Origin of the sequence: Desulfuromonas sp., from assembly GCA_002869615.1 — a bacterium.
GTDB lineage: Bacteria > Desulfobacterota > Desulfuromonadia > Desulfuromonadales > UBA2294 > BM707.
The window spans coordinates 16,676-28,880 of sequence record PKUH01000034.1 but is presented as its reverse complement, the minus strand read 5'-3'; the positions used below and the strand labels follow the sequence as shown (position 1 = coordinate 28,880).

Annotated in this window: 12 protein-coding genes; 9 read left to right on the top strand and 3 right to left on the bottom strand. The window is 57.2% G+C overall.

Going from position 1 to position 12,205, the window contains the following annotated elements:
• A partial coding sequence (locus C0623_04275; protein ID PLY02147.1) for a spermidine synthase occupies positions 1 to 698 on the bottom strand: 698 nt, incomplete at its 3' end.
• Positions 699 to 836: 138 nt separating this feature from the next.
• Positions 837 to 1,310: an arginine decarboxylase, pyruvoyl-dependent gene (locus C0623_04270; protein ID PLY02146.1), complete on the bottom strand. Its 474-nt coding sequence runs from the start codon at positions 1,308 to 1,310 to the stop codon at positions 837 to 839.
• A 165-nt stretch (positions 1,311 to 1,475) separates the two neighbouring features.
• Here C0623_04270 and proC point away from each other — a divergent pair, with 165 nt between their 5' ends.
• Positions 1,476 to 2,291, top strand: coding sequence for a pyrroline-5-carboxylate reductase (proC, locus tag C0623_04265; GenBank protein PLY02145.1), 816 nt, complete (start codon positions 1,476 to 1,478; stop codon positions 2,289 to 2,291).
• Between the two features lie 28 nt (positions 2,292 to 2,319).
• Here the strand turns inward: proC and C0623_04260 are convergent, their stop codons facing one another.
• Entirely contained in the window at positions 2,320 to 2,592 is a 273-nt protein-coding gene (locus C0623_04260; GenBank protein PLY02144.1) for a hypothetical protein, read from the bottom strand.
• A gap of 537 nt (positions 2,593 to 3,129) precedes the next feature.
• Between C0623_04260 and C0623_04255 the strand changes: the two genes are divergently transcribed.
• The 8 genes from C0623_04255 (at position 3,130) to C0623_04220 (ending at position 12,201) form a co-directional block, all read left to right on the top strand.
• A complete protein-coding gene (locus tag C0623_04255; GenBank protein PLY02149.1) occupies positions 3,130 to 4,527 on the top strand; it encodes a Fis family transcriptional regulator in 1,398 nt (465 codons plus the stop codon).
• A 288-nt stretch (positions 4,528 to 4,815) separates the two neighbouring features.
• Complete coding sequence (gene pruA / locus C0623_04250) at positions 4,816 to 6,459, top strand: 1-pyrroline-5-carboxylate dehydrogenase (protein PLY02143.1); 1,644 nt, start codon at positions 4,816 to 4,818, stop codon at positions 6,457 to 6,459.
• Between the two features lie 80 nt (positions 6,460 to 6,539).
• The gene (locus C0623_04245) at positions 6,540 to 7,454 is read left to right on the top strand and encodes a proline dehydrogenase (GenBank protein ID PLY02142.1); all 915 of its coding nucleotides are present in this window, start codon (positions 6,540 to 6,542) and stop codon (positions 7,452 to 7,454) included.
• A 121-nt stretch (positions 7,455 to 7,575) separates the two neighbouring features.
• Positions 7,576 to 8,706, top strand: coding sequence for a branched-chain amino acid ABC transporter substrate-binding protein (locus tag C0623_04240; GenBank protein PLY02141.1), 1,131 nt, complete (start codon positions 7,576 to 7,578; stop codon positions 8,704 to 8,706).
• A 161-nt stretch (positions 8,707 to 8,867) separates the two neighbouring features.
• On the top strand, positions 8,868 to 9,764 hold the full coding sequence (locus C0623_04235) for a branched-chain amino acid ABC transporter permease (GenBank protein PLY02140.1): 897 nt from the start codon (positions 8,868 to 8,870) through the stop codon (positions 9,762 to 9,764).
• Positions 9,764 to 10,720 (top strand): branched-chain amino acid ABC transporter permease, encoded by a 957-nt coding sequence (locus C0623_04230; GenBank protein PLY02139.1) that lies wholly within the window; start codon positions 9,764 to 9,766, stop codon positions 10,718 to 10,720. Before C0623_04235 ends, C0623_04230 begins: the two co-directional genes overlap by 1 nt.
• Positions 10,710 to 11,489, top strand: coding sequence for an ABC transporter ATP-binding protein (locus C0623_04225; protein ID PLY02138.1), 780 nt, complete (start codon positions 10,710 to 10,712; stop codon positions 11,487 to 11,489). Before C0623_04230 ends, C0623_04225 begins: the two co-directional genes overlap by 11 nt.
• On the top strand, positions 11,482 to 12,201 hold the full coding sequence (locus tag C0623_04220; protein PLY02137.1) for an ABC transporter ATP-binding protein: 720 nt from the start codon (positions 11,482 to 11,484) through the stop codon (positions 12,199 to 12,201). The genes C0623_04225 and C0623_04220 overlap by 8 nt, the downstream gene beginning before the upstream one ends.
• The last annotated feature ends 4 nt before the right edge of the window (positions 12,202 to 12,205 follow it).

The following is a 12,205-nucleotide window of genomic DNA, read 5'->3' as shown; positions in this document are numbered from 1 at the left end:
GCGAAGCTCCAGAGTCCGGACGGATAGGTCGGGATGAACGCCTGGTACATCTCGACAATCGGAAAGACCTGGCGCAGGTTGGCGAACATGTTCTTCTGGATCGCGGCGTGGTAGAAGGGGGATTCACTCTGCGCCACCATGATGCCGTCCTCCCTGAGGGCGGCGTGTACCGTCCGGTAGAAATCTTCCTCGAACAGGCCGACCGCCGGGCCGATCGGATCGGTCGAGTCGACCAGGATGACGTCAAATGAGTTGACATGTTCGCGGATGTAGGCAATGCCGTCGTCGACATGCAGCTTGACCCGCGGGTTGCTTCCGTCGATTTCGCAGGCCATGGTCGGCAACAGCTCGACTGATTTTTCAATGACCAGGCCGTCGATCTCGCAGAGCACCGCTTCTTCGACTGAATCATGCTTCATGATCTCGCGGATGGTGCCGCCATCGCCGCCGCCGATCACCAGGACCTGCTTCGGCGAAGGATGCACGAACAGGGCGGGGTGGACGATCATGTCGTGGTAGACGAACTCGTCGCGCTCGGTCACCATCACCAGGTCGTCGAGCAGCATCATCCGGCCGTAGTCGGTGGTCTCGACGATATCGAGTTTCTGGAACTCGCTCTTTCCGGAGAACAGAGTCTTCTCCACCTTCAGGGTGATGCCGACGCCGGCGGAGTGTTTTTCGGTATACCAGTCATTCATGACAAAATCCTTTTAACGCAATGACGCAAAGACGCTAGGAAACCTTCAAGAATTGGTAAAGTCATTCCCGGCTTGATCGGGAATCCATTGAAAGTTCGAAGAATGGATCCCCGTTTTCACGGGGATGACAAGTAAGTGCTATTCTTCGTCCCACAAAACGACCGCCGCAAAAGCGGTACCGATCTTCTCGACCCGGTGCTGCACGGCGATCGAGCGGATCTCCTTGACCTCGAGGCCGCGCATCTTGATCCCTTCTTCGGCCATGCGGCGGACAATCGCTTCGATATCTTCCTTGTGGCCGCGCGACGAATACTCCATGATCAGTCCGGCGTGATTTTCGTCGGTCGGGAAGGCGGCAGCGACGCCGGCCGAAATCACTTCGCCCGGCATGTCGGTGGTGATGGCGGCGTAGGCGACCGGAATCAGCGCCCCCTGCGGCAGGGGATGTGGCTCGACCAGCTTGCTCCTGGGCGGGACGATCGAGCTCATCTTGACCAGGTTGGTGTTGCCGATTTTCGCGTCGAGAAGGGCACCGTCAAAGGAATTAAGCTGGGTCAGGCCCTCAGAGGCGCCGCAGGTAAAAAAATGGGTGGTCGGGGTTTTGAATATCATCACATCTCTCCGTTTTTTGTTCAGTATTTAGCATAGTATAACCGGGAGTTAAATACCCTCAAGCTTCCGGCCTGTCAACAAGATATTGCGCCTGAGTTGATGCCTTGACAGCGTCGACTATTTCGGTTTTACTGAAGCTCGGCAATCTGGCCGCAGGAGGAAGTGATGACAAGCAACGGTAAAATTGGTTTCGTTGGCGGCGGCAACATGGCGGAAGCCTTTATCAAGGGGTTGATCGCCAGTGGAGTGTCGGTCGACAAGATCATGGTTTCGGAGCCGAACGTATCGCGTCGCCAATGGGTGCAGCAACAATATCCGATTCTGATCGCAGATGACAACCTGAGCCTGGTCCGCGATTGCTCGACGATTGTTCTGGCGATCAAGCCACAGATTGTGGACAAGGTTGTCGGGGAGATTGTCTCGGCTTTTTCTCCGGACAAGCTGCTGATATCAATTCTTGCCGGTGTTGGCACCGAAACCCTTGAGGGGTTGCTGGGTGGCGAGCCGCATGTTGTTCGGGCGATGCCGAACACGCCGGCCCTGGTCGACGCAGCTGCCTCTGCGATCTGTCCGGGCCAGTACGCAACCGAGGGCGACCTCGAGCAGGCGGTGAAGCTGTTCGAGATGGTCGGGACCGTTCAGCAGGTCGATGAGTCGCAGATGGATGCGGTCACCGGACTGTCCGGTTCCGGTCCGGCTTTTGTCTATACCGTCATAGAAGCGCTCGCCGATGGCGGAGTCCAGCAGGGGCTGCGGCGCGATATTGCCCAGGCGCTGGCAGTGCAGACCGTGCTCGGGTCTGCCAAGATGGTGCTCGAAAGCGGCGAACACCCGGCGCTGCTGCGCGACAAGGTCTGCTCGCCGGCCGGGACAACGATCAATGCCATCCGCGTTCTTGAAGAGCGGGGATTGCGTTCGACCTTGATGGAGGCCGTTGCCGCGGCAACCCAGCGCTCAAAGGAGTTGGGGCGTAAAGAGTGATTTCTGGCCGGGCGGAAGCCCGGCTTTTTTAACGGCTGCCGAGCCGGCGAACGCAGGTTTGCGATGACCAGCGTTCAAAGTCGGTTATGCGCGGAAGTTCGATAACCTCGCCTTTGCGGGTTTTCTCGGCGTTGCCCGGGGTCTCAAGCAGCCGGACCTGCACCTTCCTGGTCGTCAGCCTGGTCACCTTGCCGCGGCTGTGAAAATAGTAGCCGTTGTTGTTCCAGTGGGCGACTACGGTGTCGCCGACATGCAGTTTCCGATCTTCCTGTACCAGAGCCTGAATCTTGTCCGGTCCCATCTTTTCCTCCTGTTTGGTCTTTTTTTACACTCTATTACAAGCTGTATGCCAAGATCCTGCATGTAGCAATTACCTGCGTTTGGGGCGCACCGGCAACGCCGATGGGCCCACTTTTTATTCCCTGTTGCATAATCAATGCAGTTATGCATAAAATATAAAAGTTAATACTTTTCGTGTGATCGGAGTTGGTGGATGGTTGTCAGTGTTAACCTTGAACGGGAGACTCTCGCTTTTCTTCAGGCGGTTCTCGATGCGGCCGGCCGCGGGCTGTTGCTGCTCGACCCGGGTGGCCAGGTGGTGTTGGCCAATGCCCTGGTCAAGGAGTGGCTTGAACTCGAGTCGGCCGACTCGACGCCGGATAAATTGCCGGCCCTGTGGGCGCTGGCTGCACCGGTGGCGGAAATGAAACTGTCGGCCAGTGAAGCGCCCTTGCATCTGAACGGTCACGATCTGCTGGTGCAGGTCAACCCGCTGCGGCATAACGGCCAGCTTGAAGGCGTGTTCTGCCTGATTGTCGAAGGGTCGCAACTGGAAAACATGGCCCGCCTGCTCCCTTCACTCAAAACCCTGACCCGGGAACTTGACGCGATTATCGACTCTTCTTCAGACGGGCTGTTTGTTTGTGACGGCAAGGCGAATGTCATCCGCATGAACCCGGCGTCGGAAAAGATTCACAAGATCAGTGCCGAGGAGGTCGTTGGCCGCAATATGCAGGAGCTTATCGAGCAGGGTTTTATCGACCGGTCGGCGGCTCTCGAGGCGAGTCGCAGCGGTAAACCGGAGACCCTGATGCAGGATAAGGATGGGCGGCAACTGATGTCGATAGCCACCCCGGTATTCAATGATGCGGGTGAGGTCGTGCGGGTCGTCGTCAGCGAGCGGGATATCACCGAGATCGATCGTCTGCAGCGTCAGATCGAAGAGAAGCAGGCGATGACGGATGGGTATCGCCATCAGATTCTCGAGAGGCAGCTGGTCGAACATCAATCACGCCGCGTCATCGCCCGCAGCCCGGCCATGGTGCGAGCCCTGGAGCAGGCGATCAAGGTCAGCAATGTCGATTCGTCGGTGCTTTTGCTCGGAGAATCGGGAGTCGGGAAGGGTCTGCTGGCCGACCTGATCCACCAGCACTCGGATCGGCGCGAACGGCCGCTGATCAAAATCAACTGCGGGGCGATCCCGGAGTCCCTGATCGAGGCCGAACTGTTCGGCTATGAGAAGGGTGCGTTTACCGGGGCCCACGACAAGGGGAAGCCGGGCCATTTCGAGATGGCCGATGAGGGGATCCTTTTCCTCGACGAAATTGCCGAGCTGCCGCTTGCATCGCAGGTCAAGCTGCTCCGTTTTCTCGAGGATGGCCGGATCACCCGGCTCGGCGGGACCGCGAACCGCAAGGTTGATGTCCGGATCGTTGCCGCAACCCACCGTGACCTCGAAGCGATGGTCGAGCAGGGGCGTTTTCGGCACGATCTTTACTATCGCCTCAATGTTATTCCGATCCAGGTCCCGTCGATCAGGGAACGGCGGGAATGTATTGTCCCTTTGCTGCGCCACTATATTGATCATTTCAGCAAGAATATCAATGTTCAGAAGCGGCTGACCCGCGAGGCACTTGATGCCCTCACCGATTATCATTATCCCGGCAATGTTCGTGAGTTGATGAATATCTGCGAGCGGCTGGTGGTGATGTCGGAAACCGAAGTAATCGATCGGCCCGATCTACCGGTCCAGATTTCCGGGCATAGCGTTCAAGTGGCCGGGGAGGGGCTATCATGGCAAGAGGGAATGACCCTGCAGCAGGTCGTTGATAATGTCGAGCGGCAGCTACTGGAGCAGGCCCTGGCCCGTTTCAGCAACCAGATGGAAATAGCCGGAGCGCTCGGAGTTAACCAGTCGACCATTGCCCGCAAGCTCAGGCGTCATGGTTTGAAATAGAGTCAACGGCGAATCTTGAACGATTGGAAACGGGGCTTTATGCAAAAATGCATAAAGCCCCGTTTTTTTATCAACGAAATCACTAAGATTTTTTTTCGTTAAGCGGTTGAAGTGTTGGGAATGCACGATAAGATATTGAAATATAATACTATTTAATGAATCGATTAAGTTCCTGAATATTGCTTGGCACAGCCTCTGCACCATCAAGATCTTACGGTCGTGTTCCCCCGGTTCCCGACTGTAACCCTGGCCAATTAACTTGAACCGAGATAAAAAGAGAGGATTGTCATGAACTTGCTGAACAATGCCGTAATCAACATTCCCGTTCCCGAAAATGAGCCGGTCTACAGCTACGCCCCCGGCACCCCGGAGCGCGCCAAGCTCAAGGCAGCGATCGAGGAGCTCTCGAGCAAGAAGATCGAGATCCCCCTGATTATTGGTGGCAAGGAAGTCCGGACCGGCAAAACCGGTCAGGTTGTGATGCCGCATAATCATCAGCATGTTCTGGCCGAGTACCATATGGCCGGTGAGGATGAGGTCAGGATGGCGATTGATGCGGCGATGGCGGCCAAGAATGAGTGGGGTGCCATGCGCTGGGAGGAGCGTGCAGCCATCTTTCTCAAGGCTGCTGAATTGCTCTCCGGCAAGTATCGCTACCAGATCAATGCCGCCAGCATGCTTTCGACCAGCAAGAGCGCCTACCAGGCAGAAATCGATGCCGCCTGCGAGCTCATTGATTTCCTCCGGTTCAATGTCTACTACATGCAAAAGATCTACAGCGAGCAGCCGATGTACTCGCCGAAAAATGTCTGGAACTATGTCCAGCAGCGGCCGCTCGAGGGCTTTGTTCTCGCGGTCACCCCGTTCAACTTTACCGCTATCGCCGGCAACCTGCCGACCTCGCCGGCGATGATGGGCAACACCGTGCTGCTCAAGCCGGCCTCCAGTTGTGTCTATACGCCCTATATCCTGATGCAGGTCCTCAAGGAAGCCGGGCTGCCGGATGGCGTCATCAATTTTATCCCCGGCTCCGGTGCGATGATCGGCGGGCTGACCCTGCCGCACCGTGATCTCGGCGGCGTCCACTTTACCGGTTCGACCGCGGTTTTCCAGGATATGTGGAAGGTCATCGGCGAAAACATAGCCAACTACAAATCCTATCCGCGCATCGTCGGTGAAACCGGCGGCAAGGATTTCATCTTCGCCCACAATTCGGCCGACGTGAAAAAGCTGGTCACCGGCATGATCCGCGGCGCCTTCGAGTTCCAGGGACAGAAATGTTCCGCCGCTTCGCGGGCCTATATCCCGGCCTCGATCTGGCCGGCAGTGCGGGCCCTGCTCGAGAGAGAATCGGCTCGCATCAAAACCGGGCCGGTCAGCGATTTCAGCAACTTCTTCAACGCCGTGGTCGACGCCTCGGCATTCAAGAGCATCACCGAGTATGTCGATTACGCCAAGGATGCCGATGACGCCGAAATCATTATCGGCGGCGGCTATGACGACAGCGTCGGCTACTTCATTGAGCCGACGGTCATTCTGACCGACAATCCGCATTTCAAGACCATGGAAGAAGAGATCTTCGGCCCTGTCCTGACGGTCTACGTCTATCGCGACGAGGATTTTGAAAAGGCCCTTGAGCTGTGCGACCAGACCTCGATCTATGCCCTGACCGGCGCCGTCTTCGGCAATGATCGCCAGGCGGTCAGTTTCGCCATGGCCAAACTGGAAAACGCTTCCGGCAATTTCTACATCAACGACAAGCCGACCGGTGCCGTCGTCGGCCAGCAGCCGTTCGGTGGAGCCCGCGCCTCCGGCACCAACGACAAGGCCGGTTCAATGCTCAACCTGCAGCGCTGGGTCTCGACCCGGGCGGTCAAGGAGACCTTCGACGCGCCGGAGTCGTTTGACTATCCGTTCATGGACGAAGAATAAAGACTGTGACAGGTACCGGGCGACGTCTGACGAGGACATCAGTCATCCGTCACTCATAACCTATTTTTGCGGAGTAAAAAGTGTCCATTTTCAATTACCTGGTCAGCAAGACCATCATGCACGTGCCCGGACCGATTGTCGGTTACTTTGCCAAGGGCTATATTGCCGGCTCGAAACTCGAAGATGCGGTTCGCGTTTCCGAAGATCTGAACCGGCAAGGAGTGATGACGACCATCGATATCCTCGGGGAGTTCATCAAGACCCGGGATGAGGCGATTTTTTTCAAGGAGCAGTGCCTCGAGATTCTCAAGGCGATCCGGGAAGGTGAGATCGAGGGCAACCTGTCGCTCAAGCCGACCCAGATGGGCCTGCTGCTCGACCGGGAGTTCGCCTTCGAGAATATCCGCGAAATCGTCAGCTTCGCCCATGAGTTCGACAGCTTCGTCCGGATCGACATGGAGGATATCGAGTGCACCGACGCGACCATTGAGTTCTACGATCGCTTGCGCGACGAGTTCCCGAAAAATGTCGGGGTCGTTCTCCAGTCGTACCTGCGTCGGACGGCGGCCGATATCGAATCGCTGGCCGACAAGCCGATGCACTACCGGCTCTGCAAGGGAATCTATAACGAACCGCGCACCGCCGCCTACAAGGATCCTTATATCATCAACCGCAACTTCACCCGCTGTCTCGAGAAGATGTTTCAGCATGGCGCTTATGTCGGCATTGCCACGCATGATGAGAAGCTGGTGTTTGAGGCGGAGCGGCTGATTGAAAAATACGGACTGAAGCCGGACCAGTACGAGTTCCAGATGCTGCTCGGTGTCGACGAACCGCTGCGCCGGATTATTCTTGCCGGCGGCCACCGCTTGCGGGTCTATGTTCCGTTCGGCGAGGCCTGGCTGCCGTACTCGAAGCGGCGGCTCAAGGAGAATCCGAGTATTGCCCGTCATGCCCTGTTGCAGATGTTGCGGGGCAACCGGGGGATCTCCTGATTTGCCTCTGGATAACATCTTGAAATCGTTGTAATATTGCCCGGGTGACCTCTCGGGTTTGGTCGAAGTTAACTCTGTCGCAATTGTGCGACGACTCTCAATTTTATGAGGAGGTAGTACGATGAAAAAGTTTTTGAAACTGACAGTTGCCATCACGTCAATCTGTCTACTTGCTGTTCCGGCTCTGGCCGATACGCTCAAGGTCGGAGTGCAGGCGCCGATTACCGGCAGCTATGCCAATGAAGGCCAGGGGATTGATAACTCTGTCAGGCTGCTGGCCGATCAGATCAATGCCGATGGCGGTGTCCTCGGCTCGAAAATCGAAGTCATCACTTGTGATGACCAGGGAACCGCCATGGCCGCTGCGATTTGCGCCAAGGATCTCGTAAACAAAGGGGTCAAGATGGTCATCGGGTCCTACACCTCGACCTGTGCCGAAGCGGCCCAGAAGACCTATTACAACGCCGGCGTCCTGCAGACCTCGGACGGCACGGCCGACAGCCTGACCGAACACGGCTACTGGACCTTCCTGCGCAACTCGTTCCCGAATAGCGCCGAAGCTGACTTTGCCGCTGATTACATGGTCAATGTCAAGAAGTACAAGCGGATCGTTGTCGTCTCCGATTTTTCCAGCTACGCGACCGGTCTGGCCGAAGCGACCATCGACGCGATCAAGAAAAACGGCGGCAACATGGTGACTTACGAGAAGATCAAAGCCGACTCGCAGAACTTCACCCCGGTTCTGACCGGTATCAAAGCGAAGAATCCGGACGTCATCTTTTATGCCGGCTACTACACTGACGCCGGTCAGCTGCGCGCCCAGCAGAAGGCCCTCGGCATCAAGGCCGACTTTATCGGCGGCGACGCCGTCATGAACCCGGATTTCGTCAAGCTCGCCGGTTCGGCCGCCCAGGGTGCGATGGTGATCAACGTTCCATCGCCGGAAATGCTCCCTTATGATGTTGCCAAGGATTTCCTGGCAGCCTACAAGGCAAAGTACGGCAAACTGCCGCCGTCGATCTGGACCGTGATGAACGCCGACGGCATGCGCGCCATTATTCATGCGATGAAGCAGAACAAAAGCTTTGATACCCGCAAAGCCTCCGATTACCTGAAGAACATGAAGGAGCCGTTCCCGGGCATCACCGGACCGATCGCCTTTGCCGAAGACGGCAATCGTCTCGGCGGAACCTACGTTACCTTCGAGGTCGACGCCAACGGCGAATATGTTGCTGCTTACGTTCAGAAGTAACGCTTGCTGATGTTGAACTGAGGGGGCGGGGTGTTTCCGCCCCGCCCCCTTCTTGCAGGCATCTTTTCAGGTGCAATGCGGAACCGGGATTGGTCCGCCCTGCAGCTGAGAAGCGGTCTGGCAATAAGCCGCCGTGTGTCGTGGAGGAGGAGTGCAACTTCATGGAAATATTTTTACAGCAACTGGCTAACGGACTGACTATCGGCAGCATGTTTGCCCTGGTGGCGCTCGGCTATACCATGGTCTACGGGGTCATGCGCCTGATCAATTTTGCCCATGGTGATCTGGTTGCGGCGGCAGCGTTCGTCGGTTTGACCATCTACACCCATGTCATGGGTGAGGCGGCCTCGCTTTTCGCCGTTATTATCATCTTCCTGCTCACCGCCGTCTGCATGGCGGTGGTCGGGGTGCTGCTTGAGCGGGCTGCCTACCGCCCCCTGCGCACGGCGCCGCGGCTCTCGGCGGTGGTTTCGGCCCTCGGTGCCTCGTTGGTTATCCAGAACGGCATCATGCTGATCTGGGGTCCGCAGATGCGCATCTTCCCGGAGCTGGTGCCGCAGGTCTACTGGGATCTTGGCGGCGTCGTCATCAGCCTGATCCAGGTTATCATCCTGGTGCTCTCCCTGGTCCTGATGCTGGCGCTCTACCTGTTCGTTGAAAAGACCCGTATGGGGGCCGCGATCCGGGCCAGTTCCATCGACCAGGACGCCGCCCGGCTGATGGGCATCAATGTCAACAGTGTCATCGCCCTGATCTTTATTATCGGTTCATCGCTCGGCGCGGTCGGGGGTCTGTTTATCGGCCTCTACTATCGCGGCATCACCTTTAACATGGGCTGGCAATATGGCCTCTACGCCTTTGTCGCGGCGATTATCGGCGGCATCGGCAACATCCCCGGGGCGATGCTCGGCGGCATGCTGCTCGGCCTGTTCAACGCCTTTATCGCCGGTTATGTCTCCAGTACCTGGGCCGACGCCTTTACCTTTATTCTGCTCATCCTGATCCTGATTGTCCGGCCGACCGGGATCCTCGGAGAGCGGGTGGCGGAGAAAGTCTGATGAAAAAACTGCAACGATATGCACTTCCCGGCTTCCTGGTGATCATGGCGGTGCTGCCGCATCTTCTGAATTCCCGCTGGCAGGCCGTTGCCATTACCTTCGTCATCTTTGCCGTGGTCGCCCTGTCGCAGGATATCATTCTTGGCAAGAGCGGGATGTTCAATATGGGCCAGGCCCTGTTCTTCGGGATGGGAGCCTATACCACCGCGATTCTCAATGCCAAGTTCGGTTGGCCGCTTCTGGCGACGGTGCCGCTGGCGATCCTGATCCCGGCCCTGTTCGGTATTCTCCTGGCCGGCCCGATTGTTCACCTGCGCGGTGACTACCTGCTGGTCGTGACCATCGGCTTCAATATCGTGTTCGTCCAGGTCCTGCAGAATAATCTCGGCGGCCTGACCGGCGGACCGAACGGCATCTTCGGGCTCGATTCGCTGAGCTTCTTCGGGATGCAGTTGATGGGTCAGATCTCGGTCTATTATTTCGCCTTCATCGTCCTGCTGCTGACGCTCTGGATCATGCGCAACCTGGAAAAGAGCAAGCCGGGACGGGCCCTGCATTATCTGCGCGAAGATCCTCTGGCCGCCGAGAGTATCGGCATCAATACCCGGGTCTACAAGATTTTTGCTTTCGCCCTCGGCGCCGGCATCGCCGGTCTGGCCGGAACCGTTTATGCGACCCAGTATTCGGCGGTCAGCCCGGAAGCCTTCGACTTCATCCAGTCGGTTCTCTTCTTCAGTATCGTTATCGTCGGTGGTTCGTCGATACCGGGGGTGCTGATCGGCGTCTTCGTTATGTTCGTGCTGCCGGAGATCTTTCGCGAATTTGCGACCTGGCGCTTCTTTATCTTCGGCATCGCCATGATTACGGCGATGATTCTGCGGCCGCGCGGCATCATTCCGGCGACCTTCGGCAAAATCCCCAAGTTCCTGATCAAGGGAGGCAGCCATGGCGCGTAATGAACTGGTCCTCAGCGAAGTCACCAAGCGCTTTGGTGGTCTGACCGCGGTCGATACCCTCAGCTTCAAGGTGGAAGAGGGGCAGATCTACGGCATCATCGGCCCCAACGGCGCCGGCAAGACCACCGTATTCAACTGCATCACCGGCATCTACAAGTCGGAAGAGGGGTCGGTTCAATGGCGCGGCGAGGAGATTCGGGGCCTGACTCCCTACCAGATTGTCGATCGCGGGATCGTCCGGACCTTTCAGACTATCCGCCTCTTCAGCCAGATGTCGGTGGCCGAAAATGTTATGAGTGGCCGCCATATCCGGAGCAATCAGAAACTCTGGAACGGTATTTTTCATACGCCCGCTTCGCGCCGCGATGAAATTGCCAACTGGCACAAGGTTGCAGAACAGCTCGACTTTTTCGAACTTTCCGAACATGCTGCGACCCCGGTCGGGTCACTCCCCTACGGAATCCAGCGCCGGGTCGAGATGGCCCGTGCCATGGCCGTTGATCCGACCCTGCTCATCCTCGACGAGCCGGCGGCCGGACTGAATGACAAGGAGACCCTTGGCCTTCTCGAGACCATCTATCGGATACGTGACAAGGGTGTCACCGTCCTGTTGATTGAGCACGATATGGACATGGTCATGGAGGTAACCGACTACCTGACGGTGGTCAATTTCGGTAAAAAAATCGCCGAAGGTACGCCGGTGGAGATTCAAAAAGATCCGGCGGTCATCGAAGCTTACCTGGGAAGTGAGGATGAAGACGATGAGTGACGACATCCTGTTTGAAATAAAGGATCTCGAGGTCTCCTATGGCAGCATCTCTGCGATCAAGGGGATCTCGCTCGAAGTGCGCAAGGGCGAGATTGTCGCCATCCTCGGTGCCAATGGAGCCGGTAAAACGACCACCATGCGGACCATCAGTCAGCTGCTTAAGGCCGAGTCCGGCTCGATCCGGTTCAAGGGGCAGGAGTTGACCGAGATCCCGGCGCACAAGGTGGTCAAGCTCGGCATCAGTCATTCTCCGGAGGGCCGGCGGGTTTTCGGCATCCTCACGGTCGAGGAGAACCTGATGCTCGGCGCCTACAGCCGTAAAAAAATGAATCGCGACACCCTGAACTGGGTCTATGAATTGTTCCCGCGCCTGCAGGAGCGCCGCAAGCAGCTGGCCGGGACTCTCTCCGGCGGCGAACAGCAGATGCTGGCCATTGGCCGCGCCCTGATGTCCGATCCGGAAATGCTGCTGCTCGACGAGCCGAGCCTCGGTATCGCGCCAATCCTGGTCAAGGCGATCTTCAAGCAGATCAGGGAGATTGCCAAAAAAGGCGTCACCGTTCTTCTGGTCGAACAGAACGCCAAGGCGGCTCTCAGGCTGGCCGACCGCGGATACGTGCTTGATGTTGGCAAGATCGCCCTCTCTGGCACTTCACAGGAGTTGCTCGCTTCGGAGAAGGTTCAGGAAGCGTATCTCGGCAAGAAACACTGACAAA

Excerpts from the sequence above, each read along its gene's own strand:
- C0623_04260 (PLY02144.1), bottom strand. The coding sequence starts at position 2,592 with ATGGGACCGGACAAGATTCAGGCTCTGGTACAGGAAGATCGGAAACTG.
- pruA (PLY02143.1), top strand. The coding sequence starts at position 4,816 with ATGAACTTGCTGAACAATGCCGTAATCAACATTCCCGTTCCCGAAAAT.
- C0623_04220 (PLY02137.1), top strand. The coding sequence starts at position 11,482 with ATGAGTGACGACATCCTGTTTGAAATAAAGGATCTCGAGGTCTCCTAT.
- C0623_04230 (PLY02139.1), top strand. The coding sequence starts at position 9,764 with ATGAAAAAACTGCAACGATATGCACTTCCCGGCTTCCTGGTGATCATG.
- C0623_04225 (PLY02138.1), top strand. The coding sequence starts at position 10,710 with ATGGCGCGTAATGAACTGGTCCTCAGCGAAGTCACCAAGCGCTTTGGT.
- C0623_04270 (PLY02146.1), bottom strand. The coding sequence starts at position 1,310 with ATGATATTCAAAACCCCGACCACCCATTTTTTTACCTGCGGCGCCTCT.
- proC (PLY02145.1), top strand. The coding sequence starts at position 1,476 with ATGACAAGCAACGGTAAAATTGGTTTCGTTGGCGGCGGCAACATGGCG.
- C0623_04240 (PLY02141.1), top strand. The coding sequence starts at position 7,576 with ATGAAAAAGTTTTTGAAACTGACAGTTGCCATCACGTCAATCTGTCTA.
- C0623_04255 (PLY02149.1), top strand. The coding sequence starts at position 3,130 with ATGGCCCGCCTGCTCCCTTCACTCAAAACCCTGACCCGGGAACTTGAC.
- C0623_04235 (PLY02140.1), top strand. The coding sequence starts at position 8,868 with ATGGAAATATTTTTACAGCAACTGGCTAACGGACTGACTATCGGCAGC.